The organism is Nonomuraea sp. IBHARD001, from assembly GCF_056106265.1.
Window position 1 is genome coordinate 6,381,056 of record NZ_JBWBBW010000002.1, and the last position, 16,153, is coordinate 6,397,208.

The following is a 16,153-nucleotide window of genomic DNA, read 5'->3' on the forward strand; positions in this document are numbered from 1 at the left end:
GGCTCAGCGCGTCCCCGGGCGCGTCGCCGCGCCGGGCAGCTCGCGGGCCAGCAGCCTCATCAAAGGATGCAGGCGATAGCACTGCCCCGCGTCCGGTTCGGCCACGAAGTGGTCGGTCAGGCGGGCCAGATGTTCGGCCGCCTCCGGTGGTGAGCACCGCAGGGCAGAGGCCGCGTCCCGCGCGGTCAGCACCGTCGCCCGGCCGTGCGCCAGTACGCCGAGCGCCGCCCGCACGTCGCCCGGCAGCTCCCGGTAGGCGTCCTCAAGCCACGCCCGCACACTGACCTCGGCCTGGCTCAGCTCCTCCAGCCGCCGCCGTTCGGGCACGAGCCTGGCGGCCAGCTGGGCGGCGCTCCAGTGCGGACGGGCCGCCAGCCTGGCCCCGGCCACGCGCAGGGCCAGCGGCAGCCGTCCGCACAGCCGCACGATGTCCAGCTCGGCGGCTCCCTCGCTGCCACTGCCGCCGCCCGCACGTGCCGACCGCAGCAGGGCCAGGGCCTCGGACTCGGCGGGCATGCCCAGGCGTACCAGGCGGGCGCCGTCGCAGGCGGCCAGGCTGTGCAGCGGGGCCCGGCCGGTGACCAGCACCGCACAGGTGGCGCTGCCTGGCAGCAACCTGCGGACCTGGGCGGCGTCGGGCACGCCGTCGAGCACGACGAGCACCCGCAGCCCGGCCAGCGCGCTGCGCAGCAGCATGATCCGCTCGCCCTGTTCGGCGGGCACCTGCTCCCGGCCGAACCCGAGCGCGCCGAGGAAGCGCCCGGCCACGACGTGGGCCGTCACGCCCGGCTCCCCCATGTCGGCGTAGAGCTGCCCGTCGGGGAAGTCACCGGCGGCGCCGTGCGCCCAGTGCACCGCCAGCCGCGTCTTGCCCACGCCGGCGAGCCCGGTCACCGCCACCAGCCCGGCGCCTCGCGCCAGCACGTCCAGCTCAGCGAGCTCCGCCCTCCTGCCGACCAGCCCGGGGAAGTCCCTCGGCAGGTGCGCGGGTCTGGCCAGCCTCGGTTCGCAGCTCACCGCGCCGAGCAGGCGGGGGCCGCCGGGCGTGGTGTGCCGCTCGGCGAGGATCTGCTGGTGCAGGGCCTGCAGTTCGAGGCCTGGCTCAAGACCGAGGTCGGCCACCGCCGCACGCCTGCCGCGTCTGTAGGTGGCCAGCGCCTGCTCCCTGCGACCGGCGCGGTGCTGGGCGCGCATGAGCAGGGCGCGGGCCCGTTCCCGGTGCGGATGCCCGTCGACGAGTGCGGTGAGCTCCCTGGCCACCTCCACGTGCCGGCCCAGCGTGAGCTCCAGCTCCAGGCACTCCTCCAGCAGCGTCAGCCGCCACTCCTCCAGCCTGGCCGCCGCCATCCGCACCCCGGCCCCGGCGATCCCCGCCAGGCTTTCGCCTCGCCACCCGCCCAGCACCGCCCGCAGCTCCGCCACGGCGGACTCCGGCGGGAGGGCCGCCGCCCTGACCCGGCGCACGCGTTCGTCGGCTGCTCTCAGGTCGATCTCCACCCGTTCGGCGCGCAGGCGGTAGCCGGGCCGTACGGTCTCGATCACGTCGAGGCCGGGGCCGAGCGCGGCCCGCAGCCTGGACACGCCGATGGCGATCTGGCTGCGCGCGGTGGCCGGAGGCTGTTCCGCCCAGACCGCGTCGACCAGGCGTTCGACACTCACCGCCGACTCGGCCAGGACCAGTTCGGCCAGGATCACCCGCTGCCTGTCCCCCGCGATCGGCACCTCGCGCCGCCCTGCCCGTACCTGTAACGGGCCCAGCACGAGTACCTCACCCAACACCACCACACCGACCCCCTTTGACCGATGACCCCGTCAGGCTCCTGCGGCCTCACTGTGCCTTCGGCCGGTATATGGGAGATACACCGGCTGATCAGGGGGTGGTGGCAGGGTCAGCGCCGCCCGCGTGCGGTGCGGCCGAGCAGCCAGCCGATGACCGCACTGCCCAGTGCGACGCCCGCGCCCATGCCGAACGCGGCCAGCATCGCCCACGGGCGTACCTCGCCGCGCCTGCCTCCGGCGGCAGGCCGCGCCACCTCGTCCCGGGCGTACACACCGGGTTCGGCGGGGGGCTCGGCGACGGCGGTGGCTCCGGACAGGTGCTGTTCGACGGCGGTGAAGAACTCCCCGGCCGTGCGCTTGGCCACCGAGCCGAGCATCCGCTGCCCGACGCCGCCGATCATCCCGCCGACCACGGCCTCGGCGTCGTAGTCGACCCGCGTGCCGCCCTCGACGGCGCTCAGCCTGACCCGCACGGTCGCGTCGACCGTGCCCGGCGCCCCCTGCCCCCTGGCCCTGAGCGTGAAGGCGGAGGGCTGGGCCGGGTCGGACAGGGTCACCTCGCCCTGGTACACGCCCTTGATGGCGGCCACGCCCGCGGCGACCGTCATGCGGTAGGTGTCGGCGCCCGACGCCTCGAGGCGTTCGCAGCCGGGAATGGTGTGCACGAGGACGGCCGGGTCCTGGAGCGCGCTCCAGAGGCGGTCTCGTTCGATGCCGAGTACGGCGGTGCCTGTGACCTTCACGCGGTCCACTCTAGGCACCGCCGTACCCGCGGCTCATGAGCAAGTCACGCCGAGAACGCCTTCACCAGATCGTCGAGCACCACCAGTGCCGCGAGCGGCGCGCCTCTGGTGCTCCAGACGGAGCCGTCGACGGTGACGGCGTGTCCCTCCTTGACGGCCTTGAGCTCCTTGAACGCCGGGGTCGCCTTGACCTCCTCCAGCGCCTTGGCCGCGTCGGGGGTCAGCGTGGACAGGAAGAGCCATTCGCCGTCGATCTCGTCGAGCGCTTCGAGGCTGAGCGGCATGGAGTGGGCGGTGCCGTCCTTGTCCTGGGCCTTGGGCCTGGTCAGGCCGAGGTCGGTGGCGACGAGGCTGGCGAACTGCCGCTTCTCCATCCAGCTGGGGCCCTGGGGGTTCCAGCGCACGATGCTGATCTCGGCCGGGTCGCCGATCTTGGTCTTGGCCTCGGCGGCCTTGGTGTCGTAGTCGGCGAGCACCTTCTCGGCCTCGGGCAGCTTGCCCAGCGCGTTGGCGACGCCGCGGAAGGACAGCTTCCAGTCGTCGGTCGGCGCGATGGTGACCAGCGTGGCCGGGGTGATCTTCCGGAGCTGGTCGAGGAGCTGCTGGTCCTGCATGTCACCGGCGAGGATGAGGTCGGGTTTGACCTCGACGACCTTGTCGACGACCGGGCGCAGCAGGTCGCCGACGACGGGGATGCCCGTGACCTTGTCGGCGAGGTAGGCCGGAGGCGTCGACAGGCCCTGGCCGTTGGTGATGCCGACGGGCTTGACGCCGAGCGCGAGCACGGCGTCGAGGTCCTCCTGGGTGAGCGTCACCACGCGCTGGGGGGCTTCGGGGATCTTGACGAGCGTGCCGGTCGCGTCCTTGACCTCACGGGTCGCGGCGGCCGCGGGAGCGCTGGCCTGGGCGCCGGTTTCGGACGTGGCCGACGTTCCGGCGGTGCCGCCGCCGCACCCGGTCAGGGCTACGACAGCGGCGATGGCCAGGGCTCCGGCTATACGGAGGGGGGTCATGATCCGCAACTCCTATGGTGTTAAGTAAGGCTTGCCTGCTTTAGGTTAGCCTTACCTCATGTTGACGCAAGCCCGGTGGGTCCTGCTGCCCGCGGCGATCTTCGGACTGGCGGCCCTGTCGATGCTCGTGGGAGCGGGACGGGTCGAGGCGGGCCAGGTCCTCGGCTACGTGTTCGGCGGCGTCGGCGACGCGCACCTGGAGATGGTGGTCAGCACGCTGCGGCTGCCGCGCACCCTGGCCGCGCTCGCCGTCGGGGCCGCGCTCGGCGTCTCCGGCATGCTGCTGCAGACCGTCACGCGCAACCCGCTGGCCGAGAGCGGCCTGCTCGGCGTCAACGCGGGCTCGGCGCTCGGCGTGGTCGTCGGCATCGTGGCCTTCGGCGCCCAGACCGGAGGCGCCTACCTCGTCTGGGCGCTCGGCGGCGCACTGCTCACCACCGGTGCGGTGCTGCTGATCGGCTCGCGTTCCTCGCCGCTGAAACTGGTGCTCGCGGGCGCCGCGCTGTCGGCCACACTCGGCGGCGTCACCACGGCCCTGCTGAACTCCGACCCCGCCGCCTTCGACCAATACCGTTTCTGGGTGCTCGGCTCGCTCGCGGGCGTGCCCATGGATCGGCTGCTGGCCGTGCTGCCCGCCATCGTCGTCGGACTGGCCGTCGCCCTGCTGCTGGCCAGGCCGCTTTCGGCGCTGTCGATGGGCGACGACGTCGCCGTGTCGCTCGGGCACAGGCCCGGCCGTACCCGTCTGGCTGTCACCCTGGCCGTGACGCTGCTCAGCGCCGCCGCGGTGGCCGTCGCCGGGCCGGTGGGCTTTCTCGGGCTGCTGGCCGGGTTCTTCTCGCGCGCCCTGCTCGGGCCGCGTGTCGCAGCGCAGGTCGTGGTGTCGGGGCTGATCGGGGCGCTGGTCCTGCTCGGGTCCGACGTGCTGGCCCGGGTCGTGATCAAGCCGTACGAGGCGCCGCTCTCGCTGCTCATCGCCCTGATCGGCGGGCCGGTGCTGGTCGTGGTGGCCCGGTCGAAGGCCGTCGGCGCGGGCGCCGGTGACCTGATGGCGGGCGAGAGCGGGCGCAAGGGCTCGCGGGTGCGCACCCTCCTGCGCAGGGCGCTGCCGTGGCCGTCGCACCGGGCCGCGGCCGTCGCGCCCAGGCGGATCCTGCCCTCCGACAGCCTGCCGCTGCGGGGCGGCCCCTTCTCCTTCCTGCTGCCGCGCCGGGCCTCGCTCGCGGCGCTGGCCATGGCGGTGCTCGGTGTCGCCGTCGTCACGGCCTCGCTGGCCGCCGGGCAGTCGGCCCTGGGCTCGCTCGACGCCTTCAGGGCGCTGTTCGGCGAGGGCGACGGCGGTGCGGTGCTGCTCGTGCAGGAGTTCAGGCTGCCGCGTGTGGTCGCCGGGCTGGTGGCGGGAGCCGCGCTCGGCCTGGCCGGATGCCTGACCCAGACGCTGGCGCGCAACCGCCTGGCCACACCCGACCTGCTCGGCATCAACCAGGGCGCGACGATCGCCATCATGGTCGCGGGCCTGCTCTCGGCCGCGCCCGTGCTGTTCGAGCACTGGTGGAGCGGGCCGCTCGGCGCACTGGTCGCGGCCGTCGTGGTGTTCGCCCTGGCCGGAGGCACCGGCACCCAGGGCTACCGCTTCATCGTGACCGGCCTGGCGCTGACCACGATCGGCGGCGCGCTCACCCAGGCGGCCCTGGCCTGGCGCGGCCTGAGCTCGGCGACCGCGATCCACTCCTGGAGCGTGGGCAGCCTGGTCGCCAGAGGGTACGGCGTCGCCCTGCCGGTCGCGCTCGGCCTCGCCGTACTGGTGCCGGTGGCGCTGCTGACCTCCAGGCGTGCGGCGGCGCTGAGATACGGCGAGGAGGTCACGGTGGCGCTCGGCGAAAGGCCGGGCCCGGCCAGGGCGCTGACGATGGGCCTGGCCGTGACGCTGGCCGGGCTCGCGATCGGCGTCGGCGGGCCGATCGCGTTCGTGGCGCTCGCGGCTCCCGTGCTGGCCTCGCGCCTGGCCGGGCCCTCCCGGGTGGCGCTGATCGGCTCGGCGCTGACGGGCGGCGTGCTGGTCGTCGCCGCCGACACGCTCGGCCGGACCGTCGCCGAAGGGAGCGAGTTGCCCGTGGGCGTCGTGACGAGCGTGCTGGGCGGGCCGTTCCTGCTGTGGACACTGCTGATGGACAGGAGAGCATGAGTGAGCCCGATCATCGAAGCGTCAGGCGAGCCCGGCCGGAGCAGGGTGACCTTCGTCTGGCACCCGCGCACGCCGGGCGAGCGAGCCGTCGTACTGATCAACACACTGACCGACAGGGACAGGCACGCGGGTGACATCACCGGCCACGAGCTCCTGCCCGGCCCCGACGGCGTGCTGAGCCGTACCTACGTGCTGGAGGACGACCTGCGGGCGAGCTACCAGATCCTGCCGTGCGCCGAGCTGCCCGGCACCGATCGGCCGTCCTGGCTGAAGGTCATGATGAGCGCGCTTCCCGATCCGCTGAACCCGGTCGTGCTGCCCGGCCTGCACGGGCGCAATCCGGCCTCCCTGCTCGAACTGCCCGACGCGCCCGCCCAGCCGTGGCTGCACGAGCGGGCGGGCGGGGCCAAGGGCGAACTGCGCGAGTGCGTGGCGGGCGATCGCCGGGTGTGGGTGCACACGCCGTACGGGCACGACGTGGCCGCCGGGCCCTATCCGGTGCTGGTGCTGCTCGACGGGGACTCGTGGGCCGGGTCCTTCGCGCCGACGCTGGACAATCTGATGGCCGACGGGCGGGTGCCTCCGCTGGTGACGCTGTTCGTCGACGCGGTCGACCGGCCGACCCGGCTGGCCGAGCTGGCCTGCGACCCCGGCTTCGTCGCCAGGCTGACCGGCGAGATCATGCCGTGGGCGGTGCGCGAGTGGGGCGCGAGCGCCGATCCCGCGCAGACGGTGATCGCCGGGCAGAGCTACGGGGGTCTCGCCGCCTCCTATGCCGCGATGGTGGCGCCCGGCAGGTTCGGCAACGTGCTGTCGCAGTCGGGCTCGTACTGGTGGAGCGACGAGGACCCCGAGTGGCTGCGCCGCCGGTACGAGGGCGTGGCGCGGCTGCCGGTGCGCTTCGAGGTGCAGGCCGGGCGGCTGGAGTGGCTGCTGTTCGACGAGGCGAAGAGGTTCGCCGGGTCGCTGGGCGAACTGGGGTACGACGTGGCGTTCGTCCCCTACAACGGCGGACACGACCCGGCCTGGTGGCGCGGCGGACTCGCGGACGGGTTGATCAGACTCCTGGGCCCGGCGTGAACCCCTCGACCAGGCCGCGCCCTCACAGTCCGGCCTGGTCGAACGCACGGGTGGACAGCTCGCCCAGGTCCTGGGCGCCTTCGGAGTCGGCCCAGGCCACCATGGCGGCGTCGAAGGCGCCGAAGGCGATGCCGACGAGGACGGAGTCGGCGAAGTCGGGGCCGCCCGAGCGGGTGGCCAGCTCTTCGGTGAAGGCCTGCCGCCAGCCGAACTGCCGGTCGAGATAGCGGGCGCGCAGGGCGGGCGTGCCCAGGATGAGCCTGGCCAGCCCGAGCGACTTCTCCGGAAATTCCCGATACGTCGACACGAGCGACATCAGAGCATGCCTGATCGCCTCGCCCGGCTTCTCCCCCTCCGGTCTGGCGGCGAGCTCGGCGATGGCGTGCTCGCCGATGCCGGTGAGCAGCTCGACGATGACGTCTTCCTTGGACTTGAAGTAGCGGAAGAACGTGCGCCGCGAGACCCCGGCCGCCTCGACGATCTGCTCGACCGTCGTCTCCTCGAACCCGTTGCTCGCGATGAGCCGTGCGGCGACGTGCGAGAGCTCGTCGCGCACCACCTGCCTCTTGCGCTCGCCCAGGTCGCGTCTGATCAGCACCACCCCCTCACGCTATCACCGTGCCATTGACGGCAGTCTATGCCCTCCTTGACACTCAGTGCCATCAACGGCATGCTGGCGCACAGAAGGCAGTCAGAGCCACACAAAGTCAGAGCCACACACAGCCAGAGCCGCCCAAGAACAGGGCCGCCAAGGCCAGAGACAGGGAGCACGCCATGCGACGCTGGAGCACCGCCGACATGCCGGACCAGTCGGGCAGAACGCTGATCGTGACAGGCGCCAACAGCGGACTGGGCTACGAGAGCACCAAGGAACTGGCCAGGAAGGGTGCCCGCGTCATCATGGCCGTGCGCGACCTCACCAAGGGCGCCGACGCCGCCGGGCGCATCCGCGCCGAGATCCCCGGCGCCGACCTCGACGTACGCCACCTCGACCTGACCGACCTCGGCTCGGTGCGCACGTTCGCCTCGGGCGTCGACGAGTCGATCGACGTGCTGATGAACAACGCCGGGATCATGATGACGCCGCGCTCCCACACCCGGCAGGGCTTCGAGCTGCAGTTCGGCACCAACCACCTGGCCCACTTCGCCCTCACCGGCCTGCTGCTCGACCGGCTGACGCCCGACGCCCGGGTCGTCACGGTCAGCTCCTCCCTGCATGCCAGGGGCAGGATCGACTTCGACGACCTGACGGCCGCGCGGCGCTACTCACCCGTCGGGCACTACGCCCAGTCGAAGATCGCCAATGTGCTGTTCGGCCTGGAGCTCGGCCGCAGGCTGCGGGCGTCCGGCTCGAAGGTGGCCAGCCTGATCACCCACCCCGGCTACACCGCGACGAACCTGCAGTCCACCGGCCCGGCGGGCCCGCTCAACTGGGTGCTCAAGCTGACCAACCGCATCATCGCCCGCCCGGCGTCGGCCGGGGCCCTCGGCCAGATCTACGCCGCCAGCGCGCCCGAGGCCCGCAGCGGCGAGTTCATCGGCCCGCAGAAGGGCCCGCAGGGCCACCCCGAGGTCCAGCAGCCGATCGACGCCGCCAAGGACCCCGAGACGGCCCGCAGGCTGTGGACGGTGTCGGAGGAGCTCACCGGCGTGCGCTACGCCCTGGCCGCCGCCCGCTAGACGCGACTCCAATGGGCGGCGACATAGGCCAGGCACGCCGCCCTGGCGTCGGGCCCGAACCTGACGGCCCACCCGTCGGGCACGTCGGCGAACACCGGCCACAGCGAGTGCTGCTCCAGGTCGTTGACCAGGACGAGGAACTCGCCCTCCGGATCGTCGAACGGATTCACTTCTCCAGCTCCTTCGCCACGATGCCGCCGATCTCGGCGATCGGCCCCGGCCTCGTCATGTCCTTGTGGCTGCACGCCACCTCGTACGCCTTGATCGTGCCCCGCACGTGCGGGGCCCAGGTCTCGGGGGTGAGGGAGTCGTCGATGGTGTCGACGGTGGCCCTGAAGAACAGGGCGTCCCCGTGGAACTCCCGATGCGAGAAGTCCCTGACCAGCCGATTGGTATTGAGGTACAACTCCTTGAGCGAACGCAGCGTCTGCCTGGACAGCCCGGCGAGCGGACTGCCCTCCCGGCGCAGCACCTCGATCGCCGCGTCCAGGTCGGCCGCGTCATCGGGGTCGAACCCACCCATCGTGAGCAGCGCCTCCAGCGCCTCGGCCTCGTCGGCGGGCGGCAGCAGCCTGAACCCGTCGGCCGGATAGGCGTCCAGGATGGCCAGCAGCGCGACCTCACCCAGCTGTACGGCCAGCTCCTGGGCGATGATGCCGCCCGTCGACCAGCCCAGCAGGTGGTAGGGCCCGACCGGCTGCACCTTCCTGATCTCGGCCGCGTAGTCGGCGGCCATCTCGCCGAGCGAGCGCGGCATGGGGTCGAGCCTGGCCTGCAGCCCGTAGATCGGCCGGTCGGACGGCAGATGCTTGATCAACCCGCTGTAGCACCAGCTGAGCCCACCGGCCGGATGCACGCAGAAGACCGGCGGCCGATCGCCGCCCACCCTGAGCGGCAGCAGCACGGCCAGCGGATCGGCGCCCGCGCCCCCTCTGGCCAGCCCGGCCACCGTTGGCGTCTCGAACAGCGACCCGATCGTCACCTGCGACCCCAGCCGCTCCCTGATCCTGCTGATCAGCCGTACGGCCAGCATGGAGTGCCCGCCGAGATCGAAGAAGTTGTCCTCGACCCCGACCCGCTCCACGCCGAGCACCTCGGCGAACAGCTCGCACAGCGCCTGCTCACGCGGATCGGCGGCGGGTGCGGTGCGCCCCGACACGGCCACCGGCGCGGGCAGCGCCGCCCGGTCCAGCTTGCCGTTGACGGTCAGCGGCAGCCGCTCGACGACCACCACGGCCGAAGGCACCATGTGCGAGGGCAGGAACGCGGCGGTGTGCGCACGCAGCTCGTCGGGCGCGGCCTCGGCCTTCGCCACCACATAGCCGACGAGCCGTTTGTCGCCGGGCCTGTCCTCGCGCACCACGACGGCGGCCTCGGCGACCGCGGCATGTCCGGCCAGGGCCGCCTCGATCTCACCGAGCTCGATCCTGAACCCGCGGATCTTCACCTGCTGGTCGGCGCGGCCGACGTAGTCGAGCACGCCGTCGTGCCGCCATCTGGCCATGTCGCCCGAGCGGTACATCCGGGTGCCGGGCGCGCCGAACGGATCGCCGACGAACCTGGTCGAGGTCAGCTCGGGCTTGCCCAGATAGCCTCTGGCCACGCCCGCGCCGCCGACGTACATCTCGCCGACCACTCCCGGGGGCACCGGCCGCAGCCGCTCGTCGAGCACGTAGACGCGCAGGTCGGGGATGCCCCTGCCGATGAGGCTGCCCTCGTCGTGCCCGGCGTCGAGCTCCTGGTGGGTGACGTGCACGGTCGTCTCGGTGATGCCGTACATATTGATCAGCTTGGGCCGTTCCGGTCTTCTGACGTGCCAGGCGGCGAGCCTGCGCAGCTCCAGCGCCTCGCCGCCGAACACGACGTGCCGCAGCGCGAGCGGCCTGCCGTCGTCGGCGGCGTCCAGCTGCAGGAAGGCCGAAGGCGTCTGGTTGAGCACCGTGACGCCCTCACGGCCGAGCAGTTCGAGGAAACGCTCCGGCGAACGCGACACCTCGAACGGCACCACGACCAGGCGCCCGCCGTACAGCAGCGCGCCCCACATCTCCCACACCGAGAAGTCGAAGGCGGAGGAGTGGAACAGCGTCCAGACGTCGGAACGGCCGAAGCCGAACCAGTGCTCGGTCGCGGTGAACAGCCTGACCACATTGTGATGGGAGACCAGCACGCCCTTGGGCTTGCCGGTCGAGCCCGACGTGTAGATCACGTACGCGGGGTCGAGCGGGCCGAGCGCGGGCTCGGGGTCGTGCGAGAGCCAGGAGTCCAGGCCGTTCAGCCACTCCTCGTCGACCACGCAGACCGGCCCGGCGTCGCCGATCATGTAGTCCAGCCGGTCCTGGGGATAGGTCGGGTCGAGCGGCAGATAGGCCGCGCCCGACTTCACCACGGCCAGCAGCGCCACCACCAGGTCGATCGAGCGCGGCAGCGCGACCCCGACGATCGCGCCCGGCCGTGCGCCGTGTGCGATCAGGCGGTGGGCGAGCCGGTTGGCCCTGGAGTTGAGCCTGGCGTAGGTCAGGCGTCTTGCGCCCATCGACACGGCGGTGTGCCGGGGCGAGCGCCTGGCCTGGCGTTCGAACAGCTGGGCCAGGGTGGCGCCGGGCTCGCTGACCCTGCTGCCGTTCCAGCCGCCGAGCAGCCGTTCGCGCTCGCCGGGTCCGAGCAGCTCCAGCGCGCCGATCGGCAGGCCGGGGTCGGCCGCGGCCTCGGTGAGCAGCCTGACCAGCCTGGCGGCGAACGCCTTGGCGGTGACCCTGTCGAACAGGTCCCTGGCGTACTCGAAGAAGCCTTCGCCCGACCGGTCGAGGTTGAGGGTGAGGTCGAACTTGGCCGTGCCGTTCGGCACCGCGCGCACCCGGGGATCGGGCGTCTCCTGCAGCACCAGCATCACCTGGAACAGCGGATGCCTGCCCCTGACCCTGGGCGGGTTGAGCGCCTCGACCAGCCGGTCGAAGGGCAGCTCGGCGTGGTCGAACGCGGCCAGGTCGGCCGCGCGCACCCTGGCCAGCAGCTCGGCGAACGCCGGGTCGCCCGAGGTGTCGGTGCGCAGGACCAGCGTGTTGACGAACATGCCGACGGCCCCGTCCAGCACACTGTCGTCACGGCCCGCGACCGACGCGCCGATCGCCAGGTCGGTGCCCGCGCCGTGCCGGGTGAGCAGTGCGGCGAGCCCGGCCTGCAGCACCATGAACAGACTGGTACGGCTGGCGGTGGCCAGCGCCTCCAACCGGGCGACCAGGTCGGCGCCGAGGCTGACGGGCACGGTGCCGCCGCTCTGCGAGGCGATCGGCGGGCGCGGCCTGTCGGTCGGCAGCTCGTGCTCGGCCGGAAGTCCGCTCAGCGCCCGGGTCCAGTGCTCAAGGGCCTCGGAGGTGTCCTGCTCGCGCTGCCAGACCGCGTAGTCGGCGTACTGCACGGGCAGCGGCTCGAACGCGGGCGCGACCCCGCGCTTCCTGGCCTCGTACGCCGTGGTCAGATCGGCCACCAGCGGCCCGGTCGACCAGCCGTCGCCCGCGATGTGATGCAGGACGAGCAGCAACTCGTGCTCGCCGGGCCCGGCCCTGAACAGATGGGCCCGCAGCGGCGTCTCCCGCTCCAGCTCGAACGGCCTGCCCGCCACCGCGCGCACCGCCTGCACGACGTCCTGCGGCTGCCAGACCGGCAGCTCGACCTGCCCCGGCGGCCTGATCTCCTGGTACGGCACGCCCTCGTGCTCGGGGAAGACCGTACGCAGGATCTCGTGCCTTTCCACCACGTCGGCCAGCGCCTGGCGCAGGGCCTTGCGGTCCACCTGGCCGCTCAGCCGCACGGTCAGCGGGATGTTGTAGGTGCCGCTCGCCCCCTCCATCCGGTAGAGGAACCACAACCGGCTCTGCGCGAAGGACAGGGGAAGGCGTTCGGGCCTCGGGCCCGGCCGCATGCGTTTGCGCGCGGTGGCCGCACTGCCGAGCCTGGCGGCCAGCCCGGCCACGGTGGGGCTCTCGAACACGGCGACGACCGGCAGCCTGACGCCGAGCTCCTCCTTCATCCGCACGCTCAGCCTGGCCGCCAGCAGCGAGTGGCCGCCGAGCTCGAAGAACGACACGTCGGCAGGCACCTCGTCCAGGCCGAGCAGCTCGCCGAACATCCGGCACAGCACCCGCTCGCCCTCGCTCTGCGGCGCGCGACCGGCGCTCGCGGCCGGTTCGGGGTCGGGCAGCGCAGCCCGGTCGAGCTTGCCGTTGGGGGTGAGCGGAAGCTGGTCGACCTCGACGACGACCGAGGGCACGAGCGCGGCGGGCAGCCTGCGTGCGGCATGGCCGAGCACGTCGGCCTCACCGTGCGCCGCCGGGTCGAGCACGGTGTAGGCGACCAGCCTGCCGTTCCTGACCGCGACCGCGGCGCCGAGCACGGCGGTGTGCTCGGCGATGACCGCCTCGATCTCGCCGGGCTCGATGCGCACGCCTCTGACCTTGACCTGCTCGTCGGCCCTGCCGAGCACGTCGAGTCCGCCGCCCTCGCGGGTGCGGGCCAGGTCGCCGGTGCGGTACATCCGGGCGCCTGGCGCGCCGAAGGGGTCGGCGACGAACCGCTCGGCCGTCAGGTCCGGCCTGCCCAGGTAGCCGAGCGCGACGGCGGCGCCGCCGACGTACAGCTCGCCGACCGCGCCGGGCGGCACGGGCCGCAGCGCCTCGTCCAGCACGTGCACGGTGCTGCCGAGCGTGGGGCCTTCGGCGCCGTCGCCCAGCCAGGTGTAGGCGTCGACGGTCGCCTCGGTCGGCCCGTAGTGGTTGACGGCCAGCGTGCCCGCCGCGCGCAGCCGCCGCCACAGCGCGTCGGGCACGGCCTCGCCGCCGACGACGGTGATCGCGGGCGGGCGCTCCAGCAGGCCGGGCAGCTCGCGCAGGTGGGAGGGCGTGACGTCCAGCAGGCCGATGCGGTGCTCGCGCACGTAGGCGGTGAGCGTCTCGGGATCGCGGTACCCGGCCTCGTCGAGCAGGTGCAGCTCGTGCCCGCCGACCAGCCACAGCAGCGGGTCGAGCGCGGCGTCGAAGGAGAAGGAGGCGGTGTGGGCGACCCGGACGCGCTCCCCCTTGGGGAAGAGCCGTTCGCGGTGGCTGCGCAGCAGGGCGGCGAGCGAGGCGTTGGAGACGAGCACGCCCTTGGGCCGTCCCGTCGAGCCGGATGTGAAGATCGCGTAGGCGGTCTCGGGCGGCACCGGCAGCCCGGCCTGCTCCAGCATGAACGCCCTGCGCTCGGCCGGGTAGGACGGGTCGATCGGCAGGAAGGCGGCGCCGCACTCCAGCGCGGCCAGCAGCTCGACGACGAGTTCGACCGAGCGGGGCAGCGTCACCGCGAGCAGCCGTCCGGGCCCCGCCCCTTCGGCGGCCAGCACGGCCGCCCGCTCCCGCACGAGGGCGCGCAGTTCGGCGAACGTCAGCACCCGGTCGCCGCACACCAGCGCCACGGCCTCGGGCGTCGCCTCGGCCTGCGCGGCGAACACCTCGGCGACGGGCGCCGAGGCGACGGCGGCGGTGGCGGCGCGTCCCGGGACGACCTCGCCGGCCAGCGGGTCGAGTGAGGCGGCGAACGCCGAAGGCGGGACCTCGGCCAGCGACGTCAGGAACGCCGCCAGCCGTTCGGCGTGGCGTTCGACCGAGGCCTGGCCGTGCCGTGCCGCGTTGGCGTCGACCTCCAGCACCAGCCGCCCGTCCTGCGGCGCGACCGCGAACGCCAGGTCGTCGACCGGACCGGCCGCCAGGTTGGTCACCGCGCCGGGCAGCCCGGCGAACGACACCTCCAGGCGGAACGGCCTGATGTTGAGCAGCGGCCCGAACATCGCGGCCCTGCGCCCGGCCAGGCCGAGCTCGCCGCGCAGTTCCTCGCTGCGGTAGCGCCCGTGCCTGCGGGCGGCGACGATCGCGGCGGCGGCCTGCCGTACCAGGTCGGTCAGGCGGGCGCCGGGGCGCACGGGCAGGCGCAGCGGGACCACGTTGACCGCGATCGAGGGCACGCGCAGGGCCGCGCCGGAGCGGTTCATCAGCGGCAGGCCGAGCACCACGTCACCGGCGCCGGTGAGCCTGGACAGATACAGCGCGCTCCCGGCGGCCAGCACGTCGGCCCAGGTCGCCTTCGCCTCGCGGGCCAGCCCCTCCCAGTGCTCGGCGCCGGGCAGCGCGACCGTCGCCCGGTGCACGACGTACGGCGAGCCGCCCCCGTCGGGCGAGGCGGGCACGGCGACCACCGGGATCGAACGCTCCACCCAGTACGCGCGGTCGGCGGCATGCGCGGGCGAGTCCCGGTAGGCGCTCTCCGCCTCGACGAGCCCGGCGATCGGCGCGAACGGCGCCACCCCGGGGTCCTGCCCGGCGACGAGCCGGGTGTAGACCTCGGCGACCCGCGAGACGATCATCGACAGCGCGTAGGCGTCGATGAGGATGTGGTGCACGCGCTGGAACCACACGGCGTGCTCGTCGGCCAGCAGGAACAGCGCCTGGGTGACCAGCCTGTCGCCCGCCGGCGCGGCCAGGTCGGCGCGCATCCAGGCCTCGGCCGTGCCCGGCGCGTCGTGCTCGCCCCGCAGGTCGAACACCTGCAGGGCGACCGGCCCGGACGGCCGCTGACGCGGTTCCTCGGTGATCTCGGTGGCCAGCGACTCGGCCCCGCACTCCAGCAGCGCCCGCTCGAACAGGGCGACGTCGAGCACGCCGCCCCTGATGTCGATCCGGTCGGCCGTGTTGAACACCGGACTCGCGGGGTCCAGACGCTGGGCGGTCCAGATGCCCGCCTGAGCCGCCGTCAGCGGAAGGCTCACCTGGCCGCCTCGACCAGGGTGGCCCACGCCTCGATCGTCGGCTGCTCGGCCAGGTCGGGGAAGGCCACCTCGACGCCCTCGCGCCGCCAGCGCTCGATCAGCGTCAGCACCCTGATCGAGTCGAGCCCGGCGTCGATGAGGTCGTCGCCGTAGCCGAGCTCGGCGGGCTCGACGTAGAGCAGGGCGGCGATCTGGTCGCGCAGCTCGCTCTTCAGCGTCTCCAGCTCCTGCTCAGGCACGGACGGCCTCCTCGGCGAGCGCCTTGCTGAGCTGGCGGGTGGTCAGCGTGACCGCGCAGCGCTGCGCGGCGTAGTCCAGCGCCATCACGTGGTGCGCCTGGGTGAAGTCGGCCACGGCGTCGCTCACCACGAAGGCCTGCACGTCGCGCATGAACGCCTCCGTCGCGGTCATCAGCACCCCGATGTGGGCGTAGATGCCGCAGACGATGAGCTGGTCGCGCCCGAGCGAGACCAGCAGGTCGGCGAGGTCGGTGCGCTGGAATGCGCTGTAGCGCCACTTGGTCAGCAGCACGTCGCCCTCGCGCGGCGCGAGGGCCTCGGTGATACGCGCCTCACGCGGGTCGGGGCCGATGCCGCCGCCCCAGAAGTCGCTCAGCAGCCCGCGCTGCTCGGCGCTCTGGTCGCCCGGCTGGGCCGAGTACACGACCGGCACGCCCAGGTCGGCGCACTTCTCCCGCAGCGACAGCACGTTGGCCATCAGCTCGACGTACGGCGAGGCGTTCTCGGTGAAGGCGTCGAGGAAGTAGTTCTGCATGTCGTGCACGAGCAGCACGGCCCTGCGCGGGTCCGGTTGCCAGCCGACCCGGTTGACCGGCTGTACGGCGGGCAGGTCGTAGGGCTCGATCTTGGGAATGGGCATG

Annotated in this window: 11 protein-coding genes; 3 read left to right on the forward strand and 8 right to left on the reverse strand. The window is 73.1% G+C overall.

The features are described 5' to 3' along the window. Positions 1-3: 3 nt before the first annotated feature. The 3 genes from ACTWNK_RS31000 to ACTWNK_RS31010 all read right to left on the reverse strand — a co-directional run bounded on the left by ACTWNK_RS31000 (position 4) and on the right by ACTWNK_RS31010 (position 3,535). Positions 4-1,785: an AfsR/SARP family transcriptional regulator gene (locus ACTWNK_RS31000; protein ID WP_474308331.1), complete on the reverse strand. Its 1,782-nt coding sequence runs from the start codon at positions 1,783-1,785 to the stop codon at positions 4-6. Positions 1,786-1,889: 104 nt separating this feature from the next. Then, positions 1,890-2,522: an SRPBCC family protein gene (locus ACTWNK_RS31005; RefSeq protein ID WP_474308333.1), complete on the reverse strand. Its 633-nt coding sequence runs from the start codon at positions 2,520-2,522 to the stop codon at positions 1,890-1,892. A gap of 44 nt (positions 2,523-2,566) precedes the next feature. Then, on the reverse strand, positions 2,567-3,535 hold the full coding sequence (locus ACTWNK_RS31010; protein ID WP_474308335.1) for an ABC transporter substrate-binding protein: 969 nt from the start codon (positions 3,533-3,535) through the stop codon (positions 2,567-2,569). 58 nt (positions 3,536-3,593) lie between these two features. On the opposite strand from ACTWNK_RS31010, the gene ACTWNK_RS31015 reads away from it, so the two are divergent. Beyond that, positions 3,594-5,720: an iron ABC transporter permease gene (locus ACTWNK_RS31015; protein WP_474308337.1), complete on the forward strand. Its 2,127-nt coding sequence runs from the start codon at positions 3,594-3,596 to the stop codon at positions 5,718-5,720. Further along, entirely contained in the window at positions 5,721-6,800 is a 1,080-nt protein-coding gene (gene fes, locus ACTWNK_RS31020; protein WP_474308338.1) for an enterochelin esterase, read from the forward strand. A gap of 22 nt (positions 6,801-6,822) precedes the next feature. Here the strand turns inward: fes and ACTWNK_RS31025 are convergent, their stop codons facing one another. Beyond that, positions 6,823-7,401, reverse strand: coding sequence for a TetR family transcriptional regulator (locus ACTWNK_RS31025; protein WP_474308340.1), 579 nt, complete (start codon positions 7,399-7,401; stop codon positions 6,823-6,825). Positions 7,402-7,574: 173 nt separating this feature from the next. On the opposite strand from ACTWNK_RS31025, the gene ACTWNK_RS31030 reads away from it, so the two are divergent. Then, positions 7,575-8,480: an oxidoreductase gene (locus tag ACTWNK_RS31030; RefSeq protein WP_474308342.1), complete on the forward strand. Its 906-nt coding sequence runs from the start codon at positions 7,575-7,577 to the stop codon at positions 8,478-8,480. On the opposite strand, the gene ACTWNK_RS31035 is transcribed toward ACTWNK_RS31030, so the two are convergent. From ACTWNK_RS31035 to ACTWNK_RS31050, 4 genes are read right to left on the reverse strand one after another with little or no spacing between them, the layout of a single operon-like run. Continuing rightward, positions 8,477-8,650 carry an MbtH family protein gene (locus ACTWNK_RS31035; RefSeq protein WP_474308344.1) on the reverse strand — a complete coding sequence of 58 codons (174 nt, stop codon included), beginning with the start codon at positions 8,648-8,650 and terminating at the stop codon, positions 8,477-8,479. The two genes, ACTWNK_RS31030 and ACTWNK_RS31035, sit on opposite strands and share 4 nt — an antisense overlap. Beyond that, on the reverse strand, positions 8,647-15,273 hold the full coding sequence (locus ACTWNK_RS31040) for an amino acid adenylation domain-containing protein (RefSeq protein ID WP_474308346.1): 6,627 nt from the start codon (positions 15,271-15,273) through the stop codon (positions 8,647-8,649). Before ACTWNK_RS31040 ends, ACTWNK_RS31035 begins: the two co-directional genes overlap by 4 nt. After that, the gene (locus ACTWNK_RS31045) at positions 15,270-15,512 is read right to left on the reverse strand and encodes a phosphopantetheine-binding protein (protein ID WP_474308348.1); all 243 of its coding nucleotides are present in this window, start codon (positions 15,510-15,512) and stop codon (positions 15,270-15,272) included. Before ACTWNK_RS31045 ends, ACTWNK_RS31040 begins: the two co-directional genes overlap by 4 nt. Continuing rightward, entirely contained in the window at positions 15,505-16,152 is a 648-nt protein-coding gene (locus tag ACTWNK_RS31050; RefSeq protein WP_474308350.1) for an isochorismatase family protein, read from the reverse strand. The genes ACTWNK_RS31045 and ACTWNK_RS31050 overlap by 8 nt, the downstream gene beginning before the upstream one ends. Position 16,153: the final 1 nt, after the last annotated feature.